This window comes from Ornithinibacillus salinisoli (genome assembly GCF_042684965.1).
In the GTDB taxonomy this organism is placed as follows: domain Bacteria; phylum Bacillota; class Bacilli; order Bacillales; family Amphibacillaceae; genus Ornithinibacillus; species Ornithinibacillus salinisoli.
In genome coordinates this window covers 320,298-335,533 of sequence record NZ_JBHUMI010000003.1, presented here as the reverse complement: position 1 = coordinate 335,533, position 15,236 = coordinate 320,298, and the positions used below count along the sequence as shown (strand labels likewise).

Annotated in this window: 16 protein-coding genes; 11 read left to right on the top strand and 5 right to left on the bottom strand. The window is 36.5% G+C overall.

Annotated features, from left to right (window positions below; genetic code table 11):
• Positions 1-145 precede the first annotated feature (145 nt).
• The 8 genes from ACFSTA_RS01855 to ACFSTA_RS01820 all read left to right on the top strand — a co-directional run bounded on the left by ACFSTA_RS01855 (position 146) and on the right by ACFSTA_RS01820 (position 7,115).
• Complete coding sequence (locus tag ACFSTA_RS01855; RefSeq protein ID WP_377554854.1) at positions 146-925, top strand: aminoglycoside phosphotransferase family protein; 780 nt, start codon at positions 146-148, stop codon at positions 923-925.
• A gap of 494 nt (positions 926-1,419) precedes the next feature.
• Positions 1,420-2,232, top strand: a complete 813-nt coding sequence (locus ACFSTA_RS01850; protein WP_377554853.1) for an alpha/beta fold hydrolase — start codon at positions 1,420-1,422, stop codon at positions 2,230-2,232.
• 142 nt (positions 2,233-2,374) lie between these two features.
• Complete coding sequence (locus ACFSTA_RS01845; RefSeq protein WP_377554851.1) at positions 2,375-2,803, top strand: YciI family protein; 429 nt, start codon at positions 2,375-2,377, stop codon at positions 2,801-2,803.
• Between the two features lie 2 nt (positions 2,804-2,805).
• Positions 2,806-4,071, top strand: coding sequence for an RNA polymerase sigma factor (locus tag ACFSTA_RS01840; protein ID WP_377554849.1), 1,266 nt, complete (start codon positions 2,806-2,808; stop codon positions 4,069-4,071).
• 109 nt (positions 4,072-4,180) lie between these two features.
• Positions 4,181-4,618 (top strand): YciI family protein, encoded by a 438-nt coding sequence (locus ACFSTA_RS01835; RefSeq protein WP_377554847.1) that lies wholly within the window; start codon positions 4,181-4,183, stop codon positions 4,616-4,618.
• Positions 4,619-5,408: 790 nt separating this feature from the next.
• On the top strand, positions 5,409-6,197 hold the full coding sequence (locus ACFSTA_RS01830) for a hypothetical protein (protein ID WP_377554846.1): 789 nt from the start codon (positions 5,409-5,411) through the stop codon (positions 6,195-6,197).
• Between the two features lies 1 nt (position 6,198).
• The gene (locus ACFSTA_RS01825) at positions 6,199-6,660 is read left to right on the top strand and encodes a hypothetical protein (RefSeq protein ID WP_377554845.1); all 462 of its coding nucleotides are present in this window, start codon (positions 6,199-6,201) and stop codon (positions 6,658-6,660) included.
• Between the two features lie 23 nt (positions 6,661-6,683).
• Complete coding sequence (locus ACFSTA_RS01820; protein ID WP_377554843.1) at positions 6,684-7,115, top strand: hypothetical protein; 432 nt, start codon at positions 6,684-6,686, stop codon at positions 7,113-7,115.
• Positions 7,116-7,206: 91 nt separating this feature from the next.
• On the opposite strand, the gene ACFSTA_RS01815 is transcribed toward ACFSTA_RS01820, so the two are convergent.
• Both ACFSTA_RS01815 and ACFSTA_RS01810 read right to left on the bottom strand, forming a co-directional pair.
• Positions 7,207-8,145 carry a DUF4349 domain-containing protein gene (locus ACFSTA_RS01815; RefSeq protein ID WP_377554841.1) on the bottom strand — a complete coding sequence of 313 codons (939 nt, stop codon included), beginning with the start codon at positions 8,143-8,145 and terminating at the stop codon, positions 7,207-7,209.
• Positions 8,146-8,490: 345 nt separating this feature from the next.
• Positions 8,491-8,799, bottom strand: a complete 309-nt coding sequence (locus ACFSTA_RS01810) for a DUF3892 domain-containing protein (RefSeq protein ID WP_377554839.1) — start codon at positions 8,797-8,799, stop codon at positions 8,491-8,493.
• Between the two features lie 156 nt (positions 8,800-8,955).
• On the opposite strand from ACFSTA_RS01810, the gene ACFSTA_RS01805 reads away from it, so the two are divergent.
• Together ACFSTA_RS01805 and ACFSTA_RS01800 are read left to right on the top strand one after the other, a co-directional pair.
• A complete protein-coding gene (locus ACFSTA_RS01805; RefSeq protein WP_377554837.1) occupies positions 8,956-9,849 on the top strand; it encodes a DMT family transporter in 894 nt (297 codons plus the stop codon).
• 154 nt (positions 9,850-10,003) lie between these two features.
• Positions 10,004-10,501: a hypothetical protein gene (locus tag ACFSTA_RS01800; RefSeq protein WP_377554836.1), complete on the top strand. Its 498-nt coding sequence runs from the start codon at positions 10,004-10,006 to the stop codon at positions 10,499-10,501.
• A 109-nt stretch (positions 10,502-10,610) separates the two neighbouring features.
• On the opposite strand, the gene ACFSTA_RS01795 is transcribed toward ACFSTA_RS01800, so the two are convergent.
• Genes ACFSTA_RS01795 through ACFSTA_RS01785 form a run of 3 tightly spaced genes read right to left on the bottom strand, consistent with a single transcriptional unit; the run spans position 10,611 to position 14,072 of the window.
• Positions 10,611-11,690, bottom strand: a complete 1,080-nt coding sequence (locus tag ACFSTA_RS01795) for a Ger(x)C family spore germination protein (RefSeq protein ID WP_377554834.1) — start codon at positions 11,688-11,690, stop codon at positions 10,611-10,613.
• Positions 11,687-12,745: a GerAB/ArcD/ProY family transporter gene (locus ACFSTA_RS01790; RefSeq protein ID WP_377554833.1), complete on the bottom strand. Its 1,059-nt coding sequence runs from the start codon at positions 12,743-12,745 to the stop codon at positions 11,687-11,689. Before ACFSTA_RS01790 ends, ACFSTA_RS01795 begins: the two co-directional genes overlap by 4 nt.
• The gene (locus ACFSTA_RS01785) at positions 12,738-14,072 is read right to left on the bottom strand and encodes a spore germination protein (protein WP_377554831.1); all 1,335 of its coding nucleotides are present in this window, start codon (positions 14,070-14,072) and stop codon (positions 12,738-12,740) included. The genes ACFSTA_RS01790 and ACFSTA_RS01785 overlap by 8 nt, the downstream gene beginning before the upstream one ends.
• Before the next feature lie 206 nt (positions 14,073-14,278).
• On the opposite strand from ACFSTA_RS01785, the gene murQ reads away from it, so the two are divergent.
• Entirely contained in the window at positions 14,279-15,178 is a 900-nt protein-coding gene (murQ, locus tag ACFSTA_RS01780; protein ID WP_377554829.1) for an N-acetylmuramic acid 6-phosphate etherase, read from the top strand.
• Positions 15,179-15,236: the final 58 nt, after the last annotated feature.

The window sequence follows — 15,236 nt, the reverse complement described above, 5'->3', positions numbered from 1 at the left end:
TAATAAACATTAACAAATAAATGTTGTTCTAACAAATTGTAAGAGTTAAAGAAGATTGCTGCAACGACCTTTTCTTCTTAAGTATAAGGGCAGAATACTTAAAAATAGACTATTTAAAATTAGTCTGTATACAAGGAGATAGAAAATGAAATACATCATTGAAAATATAATAGATGGAATACCTTTCTTCAATGGTTATTCAAGTGTTGAGAAAATAGAAAAGGGTTATTCGCCTGATAATAAATACATAGTTATAAAGGGAGTAAACAAATATCTTTTACGTATTTCAGACATTAAATATTATCAAAAAAGAGAAGTGGAATATAAGTTACTTCAAGAATTAGAAGAAAGAAATATTCAATCACAAAAACCTATTTTATTTGGTGAGTTTATAAATGATAACATTTGTTTTATGGTAATTGAGTATATTGAAGGTACTCCCGCAATTAAGGCGTTTAAAAGATGTTCTAATAGTATTCAATATCAAATTGGCATAGAGGCTGGTAAAGAACTATATAAAATTCATCAAATAAAAGCCCCAGCACATGTATCTACATGGGATGATAGACAAAGCAAGAAATATAGATATTACTTAAATAAATATGAGAAAGGCAATTTTAAACTTAATAATGATAGTAAAATCATTGGTTTTATTGAAGAAAATATAAAGTTATTAACCTATAGACCTAATACTCTGTTACATGACGATTTTCATTTGGAGCATATAATAATTTCAGATTATAAATATAAAGGGATTATTGATTTCAATGGATACGATTTCGGGGACCCGTATCATGATTTCTATAATTTAGCATTATTTAGCCGAAGAATTAGTGAACCTTTTGTTATAGGTCAAATAAATGGTTATTTCTTAGGTCAACCAGAAGACTATTTTTGGAATTATATTCCCTATATTCTGCAATGAATATATTTTCTACCATAGTATGGACTGAAAAATATGACCCTAATTCTTTTGATGATGCGTTAGAAAGAATAGATATAATTTTAGAAGACCATGATTATTTTAACAGTAATAAACCTAATTGGTACAAATCAAATTTATAAATGCTCTTCTACTACCTTTATTACTTTTGAATAATGATACTTACAGGGGGACAAGAGTGTAATAGGATGATCATCATTTTGATGGTCTTTTATTTTTGGGATATTTATCGGAATATTATGTTAAAATTAATAGAGCAGGTAAATTTAAAAAGGGATAAAAAATAATATTGTAATGTGTATTGTAATACATAATATTCAGACTGAATTATGTTTGGTAAAGAAAATTTATAAATTTTTTTTGCAGATGTGTCGATTTTGTTTAGTGTGGTTCGTCGTCTTATTAGAAGTGGATATAATCTGTAAATATTGGAAGCTAAATATCCAAAAGTTGCAATGATAAAGGAGGAAGAATTTATGTATTCAGTTGATTCAAAAGATGGAACGAAAATCGCTTATGACAAAGTTGGCCGAGGACCAGCTCTCATTCTGGTAGCAGGTGCCTTTAGCTACCGAAAATTTCCACAGCAGGTGGAGCTGGCTAACCAGTTGTCCGAGTACTTCACGGTTTACAACTACGACCGCCGTGGCCGAGGTGATAGCGGTGATACACAGCCATATGATGTTGGGCGAGAAATTGAAGATCTTCAGGCTTTGATTGATGAAGCAGGTGGATCGGCATATGTTTGGGGATTATCTTCGGGAGCTGTTCTAGCCCTACTAGCTGCAAAGAGAGGGATAAATATTACTAAATTGGCTCTGCACGAACCTCCTTTCGTGGTAAAGGCGGAGGATCGTAAACCACCGAAAGATTTTACAAGGCATACTGCTGAACTTATTTCCAAGGATAACAGAGCTGAAGCCATTAAGTACTTTATGACCAAGGGCATGGGGGCACCATCATTTGTTGTTAGCATGATGCGCATTATGCCGGGGGTGTGGTCTAAGCTTATGGCGGTTGCACATACGCTTCCCTATGATGCGGCTTTGTTGGATGGCTATATGGAAGGAAAGGAATTGTCTACTGAATGGTTGAGCAGTGTTACTATGCCAACGTTGGTATTAGAAGGGAAAGAGAGCCCTGCATCTCTTCGTCATAGTGCTCAAGCATTGGCAAACGTACTCCCCAATGCGCAATTGCTGAGTAAAAAAGGGCTTGGCCATACTAAGAAACTTGATACAAAAAAGATATCGCCGGAGCTTACAGTATTTTTTACGGCTAATCATTAATTAGGAAAAAAGTTTTACAAAAAATAATTTCGATTGTCGATTTAATAGGCAGGTATTCGTTGTATAAATAGAAGCGGATTTGCTAATGCGATTTTGCAACAATTAGAATGAGGCTTCACTATAAGATAGGAGGTTATTACTTATGAGATTTATGATGATTGTAAAAGCAACTACAGATTCAGAGGAAGGAAAAATGCCAAGCCCGGAACTTATTGAGGCGATGCAGAAGTATAACGAAGAATTGGTGAAAGCGGGTGTTTTATTAGCAGGTGATGGACTACAACCTAGTTCAAGTGGAATTAGGATTTCCTATCCGGAACCAGGCTGTAAACCAAAGATTATGGACGGTCCGTTTACAGAGGCAAAAGAAATAATTGCTGGATATACCTTGATTGAAGTTAAATCAAGAGAAGAAGCTATTGAATGGGCATTACGGATGCCAGATCCACATGGATTTGGACAGGGACAAATTGAGCTTAGACAGGTATTTGAGGCGGAAGACTTGACAGATAATCCGGAATTACTGGAAAAAGAAGCAGCACTTCGCAAGCATGTAGAGGAGCGAAAATAGGTGTGAATTTATCCCAAACACAACGAACGATTGAAGCGATATGGCGAATAGAGTCACCAAAGCTCATTGCAAAGTTGACTGGGATGGTACGGGACGTTGGTCTAGCAGAGGATCTGGCTCAAGATGCCTTGGTGGTTGCTCTTGAAAAATGGCCGCATGCGGGGATGCCAGACAATCCTGGTGCATGGCTGATGACAACGGCGAAACGGCGTGCGATTGATCTTTTGCGAAGAACGAAGAATCGTGATCAAAAGTATGCAGAGATTGCTAAAAATACGGATTTATATACTGAGGAAGACATTGATCATGTACTGGATGGGGAGATTGGTGACGATCTCCTTCGTCTGATTTTTATGACCTGTCATCCAGTATTATCACAGGATGCCAGAGTTGCCTTGACACTGCGCCTGTTATGTGGACTTACCACGGAAGAAATTGCGCGTTCATTTCTCGTTGCGGAATCAACCATTGCGCAGAGGATTGTCCGTGCTAAGAGGACCCTTAACGAAAAAAAGATTCCTTTTGAGGTACCTCATGGAGAGGAACTTAATGATCGCCTGTCGACCGTACTTGAAGTGATTTACCTTATGTTTAATGAAGGATATTCAGCAACTTCCGGGGAACACTGGATCCGTCCCTTGCTATGCCAAGAGGCACTGAGACTGGGACGTGTCCTTGCTGAGATTGCACCTAATGAACCGGAAGTTCATGGGCTAGTTGCTTTAATGGAAATTCAATTTTCGCGGTTCAAAACTCGAGTTAATTCGAAAGGTGAACCTGTTCTTCTTATGGATCAAAACCGGGCACAGTGGGATCAATTATTGATTCGCCGTGGATTGGCAGCACTGGAGCGCAGCCGGAATTTAGGGCGTTCACTTGGGCCCTATTCTTTGCAGGCAGCCATCTCTGCTTGCCATGCTCAGGCACCTACCTCAGAGGAGACCGATTGGCCACGAATTGCTGCTCTTTACGAAGCGCTTTCAATTGTAATGCCCTCCCTAATCGTAGAATTAAACCGTGCAGTTGCTATATCCATGGCATTTGGTCCGGACATTGGCATCCAGATTGTAGACGAGTTGAATGCTGCCCCATCCTTAAAGAAATATCATCTATTGCCGAGTGTCCGTGGGGATCTTCTGGTGAAGCTAGGGCGTTACGATGAAGCTCGGGCAGAATTTGAACGTGCTGCATCACTAACCCAGAATGAACGTGAACGATCCCTTCTACTAAATCGCGCAATGGAATGTGGAAAAGGAACATCTACATAAATTTTTTCCTGCCTTGTCGATTATCTCGTTCCTTATTCGTCGTGTTGGTAAAGGAAAGTTGAGCAGTCTATTCTGCTCTCCAATTCTTCCAAACAAGGAGGGAAAAACAATGAGATTTTTATTGATTATCAAAGCTACAGAGTACTCGGAGGCAGGACTAGCCTACGAAAAGGATTACCGCGACGCAATGATTTCGTATAAGAAGTCATTGGTTAAAAAAGGTGCACTTCTTGCCGATGAAGAGCTTCAGCCAAGTTCAACATGTTTAAGAATAACGTATCCAAAGAAAGGTGGAAAACCACAGGTATTGGCTGGCCCGTTTCCGGTAAATCAAGACCTTATCATGGAATATATGTTGATTAATGTGAGTACGGAGGACGAGGCGCTAAACTGGGCGCTAAGAATGCCGGTTCCAAAGGTGAGAGGCAAGTACAAAATAGAATTGCAAAGACTAAAAGAGAAACTAGAGTCCATACAAGACCCCGGAATAAAGGCGATGGAAGCCTCTTTACAAGATCACCTTAATATGTTGAAAAAAATTAAATAAATTTTATCCTTTGTCGATTTCACCATTGTATATTCGTCGTAATTAAAATGGAAAGGTTGTTGAAAAATGGGAGCACAATTAAACTCTTATCTTATGTCGGAGGATGTAAGAAGCCAGGCGGATTTTTACGTAGAGTCACGTGGATGATTACCAAACCGTAGGCCATGCCAAATTTAAAAAAGTATCTCGACATCTAAAGCAACAGTCAGCTTTACCATTTTTAATACCGTTACACTGAATCTTCCAGAAGACATGTTCGATGGACCTCCAGAAAGAAAGACAATGAAGCTTCGCAAAGGGGATACGATTGATCTCGAACAGCTTGTCTCATTAGTTAGTCAAGCATCAGCTGTGCTTTAAATTCAAATAATTCTATAAATGATTGGATGTAAATAGATGTAAATATTAAGAAACCCGGCTAATCTTCTCATGTGAAGATAGCTGGGTTTTTAAAGTTGGATGTGCAAAATAACACTTAAAATATACGCAAATTATCAGCCAAAGTGAAACTAGTATTCTATCTTCAAAATGTGTTTATTAACTCTGTAAATAAATCTATGTTGAGATATTACCCCTTACACTATTTGGGATGGGAACACATTAATTTTCTTGGGGAATATAACTTTGATATGAAGAAAGAGGCAAGTTTAAATTCACTGCGCCATCTTAATCAAGTTTCGCGTTCACAATTTCACTTCTTTTTGTAACAAATGGGAAATTTGGATATTAAATAGAAGATTATAGCAAAATAAACGGAGATACCCATTTGACTTCTTTAGGAGAGACGATCATGAAGAATTTTTCACCTACAAATAAAGAACGTCGTTTCAAAGCATATGTAGGTGCTCTTGGTACGACAAAATTACATCTACGTAATCCATATATTATTGCTTGGTGGTCTGCTGCTTTTCCTGGCTTTGGACATCTCCTTTTATCCAAATACATCAGGGGTTTTGCCTTGTTCTTATGGGAGATGCTTATTAATATTATGTCAAACTTAAACCTTGGCATTGTTTATACATTAACAGGAAATATAGATATGGCTAAGGAAGTATTAGATCCAAGATGGTTACTTATGTATTTACCGGTTTATATATATGCGATATGGGATAGTTATCGAACAACTGTCGATATAAATAAAGTGTTTTTATTAGCTGAAAGAGAAAGTGCTGATTTTACCTCTTATAATATTACCGCTATGGAAATCAATTATTTAGACAAACGAAAACCGTTAATGGCAGTCATTTGGTCTCTATTAACACCTGGTTTAGGACAACTGTACATTCATCGAGTCGTAACGGCTATTTTTGTGACAAGCTGGTTTATTATTTATGTTTATTTTTCAGGTTTTCTCATAGCTGTTCACCACCTATTTTTAGGACAGATAAATATAGCTACAGAAGCATTAGATCCTTTTTGGCTACTTTTTTTACCTTCTATATACGGATTTGCTGTTTACGCCTCTTATGTCAATACAGTTGAGAATAATAAATTGTTTGAAAGCGAACAGAGGAAGTTTTTGAAAAAGAATTACCAACAATATCGTGTAAAAATCTCAGCTCAACATGAGGTGACCTAACTTGCAAATTTTTTCTACTTTTGAACATTCATCATATTTGGAACTAGCCCTTTCAGCTTTAAAAGAAATAGGGATTGGAAATCAGAACATCTTGGCAGTGCCACTTAATAATCGGACAGAGGAAAGAAAATTGTTTGATTCGCTTCATCGTTCAGACGGTGTAAGCTTGTTCGATAAGGGAGCAGCTCTCGCAGTGGCATTTTCAGTCATAGGGACAAGTGTTGGGTTTGTACTGGATTGGGGACCAATTTATTGGGGGTTAATAGCTGGTACGATTGGATTTCTTTTAGGTTTTATCATTGATTTGTTTATTTTTAAAGTTTTCCATAAAAGAAAAAGGTTATTAAGAGGGAAAAAATCAGAAGTGATATTAGTGATTGAGTGTCCCAAAGAACAAGCTGAAAAAGTTGAAAAAATTCTATGGGATCACCTGGCAATGGGGGTTGCTAAAGTTGAAGCGTGAAATAGAAAGGAGCAATAATCCTTATGATTTACATGTATGTTATTACAGGAATCCTTCTATTGGTTTTTTCGATTAAACCCAAACATATGGAACGTCGTAATATTTACATCGTTTGGATTACAATTATTTGTATAGAACTTGTAGCTGATTTATTTCTCTGGAATATCATGGAGTTTTATTATTTTGCAGGAGATGTACAATTTAATTTTGGGGTTATGTTAATTAAGTTTCTTATGGCTCCTATATTCGGTATCCTATTCTTAAACTATATGCCCAATAGCTTTTCCCATTTTATTCCGTATTGGTTACTTTGGACTGTATTTACAATTTTCTTTGAATGGACAGCTGTGTATTTTGACTATTTAACTTACACGGGTTGGAAATTGTGGTATTCAGCTATTTTTTATGCCTTTATTTTTCCTTTTTTAAGGTGGCATTATTTTTATATTAGGTAACATAGAAATGTGGTACACGGTGAAAAAGGTGCCGGGTTCACTAGTGGAGGTTGGCACCTTTTTAATTTATATAATCTACTTCTAGAATGACTCATGTTTTATGTGATCTGTCATTTATACTGTTTTTCGTTCTTTTCCTGATAAGCATATACGTTACCAAACCAATTAAAGCCAACAATAGAAGTATTGGTAGATTACCGACTAGGAAGACAATAAGCCCAGAGAAAAAGGATAGTAGCATATTAATACTTTTTAAAAACTGTTGCTTCGTTCGTTCCCACGTGTCTAAATCATCTTCGTCCATACTTGAAAGGCTAACAGTATTTTCCTGCATATGGATTGTAACAGTTGCTAGATCTGCTCTATTTTCTAGGTATTTCATCCGTCCCATTATTCCTTCAATCTCTTCTTGAACTTTTGCTAAATCATTTGAAATCGTTAACAGATCTTCTGTTTTTTCCGCCTTCTCCATGAAGGATAGTAAGCGTTCTTCGACGACACGTTTTGATTTTAAGCGTGATTCCAAGTCAACATACTCTTCTGTCACATCCTCCCCCGAAATCGAACTTTCTAAAACTTTATTACTACCATCTTCCACCAACTTTATAAACTCACGAAATTGATCCTGAGGGACTCGTGCAGTTATATATCCACTGGTCGTATTTTCTCCATCGCCCTCATGCATATTCGATTCCACAATATATCCGCCACGATTCGAAACGTCAGTCTGAATTTGATCAAATGCCTGTTGATAATCTTTTACTTCAATTTCTAGATTAGCTGTATAAATTATTTTTCGGTCTAGCTGATTTTCTAAACCTTTGTTTGATGGACTTTCTTCATCTTGAGATTCACCTTCCGTTTCATGACTACCATTTTGATTTTTCGTAGAATTTGAGTAACGGTTATCTCCAGTTGAATCCTCCGCAATAGTCTCCGTATCAGCCGATTCACTATGTTCCGTGTCATTGCTGCAGGCTACCACAAAAATGCTAATACTTAATAGTATCAATAATAAGCATTTTTTCATCTCGACACCCCTTTTTGTATTCTTTTATTCTCTTAGATAGACTTTTATACCTTTTTAATAAGACGGAATGAATTGGAAATATGTTGCAGGATCTTTTTTTTGTGCTTGTCAAAGGCATAATTTGTGTATTTGGAATTATACAGATCGAGGAAGGTTATTTTGTTGCTCGGAAGAATGAATTTTATTATGTTGGGCTATTTTGCTTCATATAGAATCAGTGGTTTTCTGTGATTCTGGTAAGCCCATTTATTTGCCATCTGACACTAATAGAAACGAGAGAATTGTATGGCATGATACTTTCAATTAAAAAGTAGCCTCCAAGATATTCTTGAAGACTACTGTCATTTAAAATAGCGGTAAATTATCCAAGTTATTCTCCTTGATCCCATCTGGTTCACTGCGTATGATGTCCCGACCGTACTTATGAAAGACATCGATATGTGCAAGATTACCTTCCTTTGCTTCTTCTAATGCAGTAACATAATCCAGCTCTCTCCCAGAATTGGTTTGGAAAGCGATGATATCACCATCGTCATTCTTTCGGACTGCAACAATTTCTTCTTTTCCATTTGTATCTTCCGGATTGTCATCTGATTGGACTTCACTTTGGTTTCTGTATTCATTATATATTTGCTCATAGTCTTTTTCAGGCAATGTCGAACCCTCCTTATCATACTGAAAACACACATTCTTAGATTGTTCTAAATATAGATTTTTACCCTTTATGAACAGGAGAATTTTTTCTGTTTTTTCAAACACTAACATGAGATAATAGTGGGACGAGGGGTCAGACCCAGGGGGGTGCGATACATGAAGGCAAAAGTTACATTTATTTTCGTGATGCTTATTTTTGGTAGTATTGGATTGTTTGTGAAAAATATTGACCTTTCTTCCAGTGAGATTGCTTTATTTAGGGGAGCAATTGGTAGTTTATTTTTAATTGGTGCTAGTTTTTTTGTGAAACAGAAATTTAACTTAAAAACATCGAAACGGAATTTGTTAATGCTAGGTTTATCTGGGACAGCATTGGGGTTTAACTGGATATTTTTATTTGAATCGTATCAGTATACAACCATTTCTAATGCTACGCTTAGCTATTATTTTGCACCTGTGTTTGTCATGGTTTTGGCACCATTTTTACTGAAAGAAAAATGGACGAGCAAGAAGGGGATAAGTATTGTAATAGCTCTAATTGGGTTGTTTTTAGTTGTCCAACCAGATACCGGGTTAGATAGTGGATCGTATAATCATCTAGCTGGCATAGCTTACGGTTTGTTGGCTGCGGCATTCTACGCGAGTGTTATTTTAATGAATAAGTTCATCAAAAATTTATCTGACTTTGAGACGACAGTTATGCAGCTATCGATCGCTTCGATTGTATTGTTTCCTTATGTAGGAATGACAGAGAGCATGAACTACACTGGATTGGATATGCAGTCGTTAATTTTGATCGTTATATTGGGGATAATCCATACTGGTTTTGCCTATTTATTATATTTCTCTGCGATGAAAAAATTAAAGGGACAAACTATTGGGGTATTTAGTTATATCGATCCGATTTCCGCTGTTATTATGGCAGCGATTATTTTACATGAAAGTATGAGTGCTGTTCAAATTGTAGGTGGAATTTGTATATTGGGATCAACTCTGTTAAGTGAGATTACGGGGAAGAAATCGAAAGGAAATGATGAGGTAGCAGCTTAATAGCTTGTAAAAAAAGTCTTGAAATACACTTGAAAAAAGTGATAATATGATTAAATCAGTGTGTAGAGATATTGGTCCGCTTTCATTGACCAAAAATATATGTCTCATGAGATACGTCTGCCATCTGAAATATAAATATTTGGAGATGACGAATATGCATGAGGAAACAAGACTACCACGAAACGGAAAAGAATTTGTATTGTTCTTAGCAATCATTTCAATACTTTCGGTAAACATTATTGCGCCTAATATTATGGGATTTGAGCTTGGATTCAATAAAGAAGTTTATTTGGAAACTTTGAAAGTAATTCCGTTTGTATGGATAGGTGTCATTTTATTGGTAACTCTTGTTGCAAACCCAATTGTTAGTAAATTGGTACCAAAGTTTGTTGCACCTACGGACGGATTTAATGCACGAATATTATTTACGATATTGTTTAGCGTTACCATCTTGTCCATTTTTCTGACAGTTATTGGAGCTTGGATTGGGATGAGAGAAATTAGTTTTGAGCCGATTAAAAATTTCTTTTATGCTTGGCCACGTAACTTTTTCATCGCATTTTGGGTTGAGATTTTAATTGCACAACCGATAGCAAGATTAGTAATGAAAAAATTACATGAAAGCCAGGCGAGTAAAGCTGTAAATACCTAACAAATACTAATTATATCAAACTGCCCTCTTGTGTTGGACACTACCCAACATGAGAGGGCAGTTTTTTTGGACAAGTGGGACGAGGGGTCTGTCCCCTTCACCCATCTTTTTAGTTCGTTAAGGTTTTTAAATTTCCTTCATTTTGTATGTCGACATGGATGTTCAGTGTGAAATTTAGATCGGGGTAGTATTTTGAGCGCCACTGTTTCAATTCGGATGGAGACATTTTATTACGAAAATATCTACCTGTTCCTAAAACGTCTGCTTCACTTGTTTGTAATTTTTCAATCATCTTATCGAATCTATTTTGGAGAAGCGCTTTTAATTGTTTGTTTATTTCACTCTTGGATGGATCTCCTTTTGTTTCTAATACCATTACATTCAGATTTAAATTAGCTGTTAAGTTTGCCTGGTCATTAGTAAATTTACTGTCATAATCTACGGAGTTACCTAATATCATGACGCTTGCTTCATCTAATACTTCGATCATTCCTTGGGTGCTATTTTCCCAAAGTGCATTATATAATAAGGTTTCGTCTGAATTGATCTCCTCAACAACTTTTCCGGTTCTTATAATTGCTGAGCCTACTTGATCAATCATGGTTGTTTCTCCAAGTTGGATAATTGGTATAGCTGTATCCTGGGTATGGGAATGGATACTTTGGTACACTTTCCAAATTCTGGTTAAAGCTATTTGTGGATTCCAACCTGCATTTTTTTCAAAATAATCCAAAGGAATGGTTCCTATTGGAGCAGTATCTTCTTTCATACCTTCAAAAAATTCATTCATGTCCCCTTTAGTAGTGGCCATCAAAGCTTTTGAGGAAACATCTCTGGATCGCATAAAACTGGAGATAAGATCTTTTAATCCTTTTTCGGCCAAACTGTGATCTACTACAATTACTTTCACATGAAGTAGGTCTATTCTACTTTCCATATCCGCACTAATGTTATCAATAACATGATTAAGTGTTTTTCCTTCACCAATGACGACATTCGTTACCAAGGTATCTCCTACAGGCTCAGCAATTTGCAAATAAACCTTATATCCATCATTCTCTGAAGTGATACCTAATACGACTGGCATGGTTCGGTGATTGATATCCTTCACATCCCAGCATCCGCACAAGCTAATTAATAAGATACATAAGGATGAAAATTTCAGTAGAGTTCGTTTTAATTTATTCATTTTTGTGCTCTCACCCCAAGAATAAATACGGATATAGGAACAGCGATCATGACATAGAATCTCAACAGAGTGTTCCATTTGAAAAGCTCCTCTACATCGCTCCAATTTGGAATAAAAAAGCTCACGATATATATCAAAGTAGAAATGATTATTAGAATATATACTGGCTTCCAGGAAGGAATATAGTGATTTGCAATCCGAACGGTTTTCCAAAGAACAAGTGAAAGAAATAACATAATGAAGGTTAGAATACTCAATAAGAAAAACATGGTAATCCGGTCAAACATAAGCCAGGTTAGGTTTACCGCATCGATTGCCATGACAAAGGGAAATAAAAAGTTCGAGGCAGTAGATGCGCCAAACGTTAGCACAGGGATATAGACAGAAAGGAAGTAGCAGGGAACAAGGATAGCAAGTGCAAGGAATACTTTTTTACTTTGATATGAAAAAAAAGGTTGTATAAAACCAGGGAACAAGAAAGCTCCTCCTATTGCAAAAAAACTTTTTAGGTAAGGCATACTCGTTAAAAATGAGAAGTCACTACTCCAAAATGGGAACACACTATACCAATCGACATTCTGAAAGGAAACGACAAAAACGAATAATACGATCGGTAAAAAAACAAAGGAAAAGATGAAACAAGTTCGAAAAATTGCTTCTACCCCTTTTGCGGCAAGGTAACTTGAAAAGATGAGTAATAAAGCCATAACTGCCCACAAGGGAGTATTTGATAAAAACACGATGGTTATAATCTCTGAATAGGCTCGAACCGTTATAACGTTTACCATCATGAAATAGAAAAAGATAGGTATTAACAAACAAAAAGAAACGATCTTTCCAGTATTTGAAAATATAGAAATGATGTCCATTTTAGGAAAGTAACTAAGCCCTTTCAGGTATATCATGATAATGAAAAAATGAATGACAATGCTAATCGTTATCGGAATCCAAAATCCTTGCTCCGTACTTTGAATGATATTTGCTGGATAAAGAAAAAATATTAGACCAATGTGAGTCAGAATATACATGAATATAATCTGTAAACTTTTATCCATTGTTTAAATCATCCTTTGAGAACTTTACATTTAGATATGGGACACCAAAGGTATTAATACTCGATAAATAGGCACATACGAAAAACAAACCTACCAAGATACCAAGTACACCAAAACTAGCGGAAAAAATTAAGATAATGTATTTAAATAGACGTATGGAAGTGGAATTTTGTACACCTACAATCGTGGAATTGGCTATCGTTACAGCTGCCAAAATTATGATTAACAGATTACTAACTAACTTTGCTTCAACGACAGCCTGTCCAAGAATAATTCCGCCAACCATTGTAATCGTTGGACCAACACTTTTTGGAAGTCTTACACTAGCTTCAAGAATTAATTCTAATATAAGTAGCATTATGATAATTTCCACAAAAGCTGGGTAAGGAACACCTTCACGACTTTGGGCAACAGATAAGGCTAACTCAATTCGTAAAACCTCAGGATTAACTGACACTAAAGCAACATATAGACTTGGAAGGATAAGTGTCATTAGAAAGCCAAAAATTCGTAGTGACCGGATGGAAATCATTAGCGGGTAGGTAAAATTCCGGTCATTTTCTAGCATAAACATATCCCCGATCATACTAGGAAGAATAAGAGCAAATGGAAATCTATCCACAAACAACACGATTTTACCTTTAAATATGGCCGTGCTTGCTTCTTGAGGTAGCTCCGTAGTGTAAAGTTGCGATACAACGTTCCAACCAGATAGGCCTAACATCTTCGTCAAATCTTGGATATGATGGAGTTCTTTCGACTTATTCTTTTCAAGAAGTTGAATGACTTTATCAATCATTTGTTGATCTGCTTTGCTTTCATAATAGAGTACGGATATATTTCTTGTATTATCTTGACCAATGGTTACATCTTTAACCTTTAACTTTTCAGAGACGATTTCTTTTCGAAGGAGACCTACATTGATGTTCCTATCTTCGTTAAATGAATATTGAGATCCTTGTAGGACACTTTCATTTGTAGGGGCTTCGATTGAACGCTGAAGCTCTTTGTTAATTGGTATCACACTTATGAAATAGCTTGGATTTCCCGTTATATAGATAAGTAATTTCCCGTTAAAAATTGCTGATAGTGCCTGTTCTTTGGTGGTAATCTTGTCCCCAATATCTTGCAAATGCTGAACTACAGATTCTTTTGATTCATTTGGAGCCTGGATCTGATTTTGAATCGCTTGATTTGTTTTCGGTAAATCAATTAGGGATTTGAGACCGAAAAGTACCACATGTACATCGTCATAGATATGCTCGGTCATGAATAGATCATCATTATACGTCAGAGAATCTTTAAAATACAGGAAGATAGATTTCATAAGTTCTGCGTATCCTTTCCAACAGTGGACTCTCTATGGTATTATTCCCTATTTTTGCTTAACTATGTAGCACGCTCACCGTTAGTGAAAAGTGGGACGAGGGGTCTGTCCCCAATTCTCTAGTTATATTGAAGGTATAGTTCAAATATAAATGTAATAGAACGAATATGAAATCGCTTTATTTTATGGACAAGGAGATAGCGTTTATGGAATTAGCAAGGTTAACAACGGAACAGAGGAATTTGCAAAGTATGAATATGGATCAAATGTCTACGGAAGAAATTTTACGCCTTATTAATGATGAGGATAAAAAAGTTGCATTTGCTGTGGAAAAAGTCATCCCCCAAGTGGAGATGGCAATTGAAAGGATATCCGAAGTGCTTTCGAATGGTGGAAGGTTATTTTATATTGGCGCAGGGACCAGTGGAAGATTAGGTGTGATGGATGCTTCAGAGTGCCCACCAACATTTATGACGCCTCCAGATATGGTACAAACAGTGATGGCGGGAGGAAATAATGCGGTTTTTGAATCTGTTGAAGGGGCTGAAGATAACGAAGCGCAAGGTGCAACAGATTTAGATGTAAAAGGCATCACTGAACAGGATGTTGTGGTTGGAATAACTGCAAGTGGGAGAACTCCTTATCCGATCGGTGCATTAAAGTATGCACGTGGTCTAGGAGCGTATACCATTTCCTTGTCATGTAATGAAAATCCATTGATTAGTAGTTTTGCAGATTGTCCAATTGAAGTAGTTGTCGGTCCAGAGGTTTTGACAGGATCAACGCGAATGAAAGCAGCAACTGCACATAAAATGATACTAAACATGATTAGTACGGCGGTAATGGTGAAGAATGGAAAAGTTTACGAAAATCTCATGGTGGATGTTTGCGCAAATAATCACAAATTAAAGGAAAGAGCAAAGCGAAACATAATGGAAATAACCAATGTATCTTATGAAAAGGCAGAAGAAATACTTCAACAGACAAACTATCAGGTAAAACCTGCCATCGTAGTCATTAAGACTGGAGTTTCTGTTCAAGAGGCAAGGGTTGCAATTGAAAAATGTAACGGATATGTAAGGACAGCAATCGAAAAACTATCATGATCAAGAAAATCCATTAATAGTTTCCTAGCTGTTAATGTTTTTATAAAAAATGAAGGGG

What these genes read in the sequence shown, in the direction of transcription:
- ACFSTA_RS01845 (WP_377554851.1), top strand. Translation starts at nt 2,375, where the DNA reads ATGAGATTTATGATGATTGTAAAAGCAACTACAGATTCAGAGGAAGGA.
- ACFSTA_RS01795 (WP_377554834.1), bottom strand. Translation starts at nt 11,690, where the DNA reads ATGAATAAATTAAAACGAACTCTACTGAAATTTTCATCCTTATGTATC.
- ACFSTA_RS01790 (WP_377554833.1), bottom strand. Translation starts at nt 12,745, where the DNA reads ATGGATAAAAGTTTACAGATTATATTCATGTATATTCTGACTCACATT.
- ACFSTA_RS01835 (WP_377554847.1), top strand. Translation starts at nt 4,181, where the DNA reads ATGAGATTTTTATTGATTATCAAAGCTACAGAGTACTCGGAGGCAGGA.
- ACFSTA_RS01800 (WP_377554836.1), top strand. Translation starts at nt 10,004, where the DNA reads ATGCATGAGGAAACAAGACTACCACGAAACGGAAAAGAATTTGTATTG.
- murQ (WP_377554829.1), top strand. Translation starts at nt 14,279, where the DNA reads ATGGAATTAGCAAGGTTAACAACGGAACAGAGGAATTTGCAAAGTATG.
- ACFSTA_RS01830 (WP_377554846.1), top strand. Translation starts at nt 5,409, where the DNA reads ATGAAGAATTTTTCACCTACAAATAAAGAACGTCGTTTCAAAGCATAT.
- ACFSTA_RS01850 (WP_377554853.1), top strand. Translation starts at nt 1,420, where the DNA reads ATGTATTCAGTTGATTCAAAAGATGGAACGAAAATCGCTTATGACAAA.
- ACFSTA_RS01820 (WP_377554843.1), top strand. Translation starts at nt 6,684, where the DNA reads ATGATTTACATGTATGTTATTACAGGAATCCTTCTATTGGTTTTTTCG.
- ACFSTA_RS01785 (WP_377554831.1), bottom strand. Translation starts at nt 14,072, where the DNA reads ATGAAATCTATCTTCCTGTATTTTAAAGATTCTCTGACGTATAATGAT.
- ACFSTA_RS01805 (WP_377554837.1), top strand. Translation starts at nt 8,956, where the DNA reads ATGAAGGCAAAAGTTACATTTATTTTCGTGATGCTTATTTTTGGTAGT.
- ACFSTA_RS01855 (WP_377554854.1), top strand. Translation starts at nt 146, where the DNA reads ATGAAATACATCATTGAAAATATAATAGATGGAATACCTTTCTTCAAT.
- ACFSTA_RS01815 (WP_377554841.1), bottom strand. Translation starts at nt 8,145, where the DNA reads ATGAAAAAATGCTTATTATTGATACTATTAAGTATTAGCATTTTTGTG.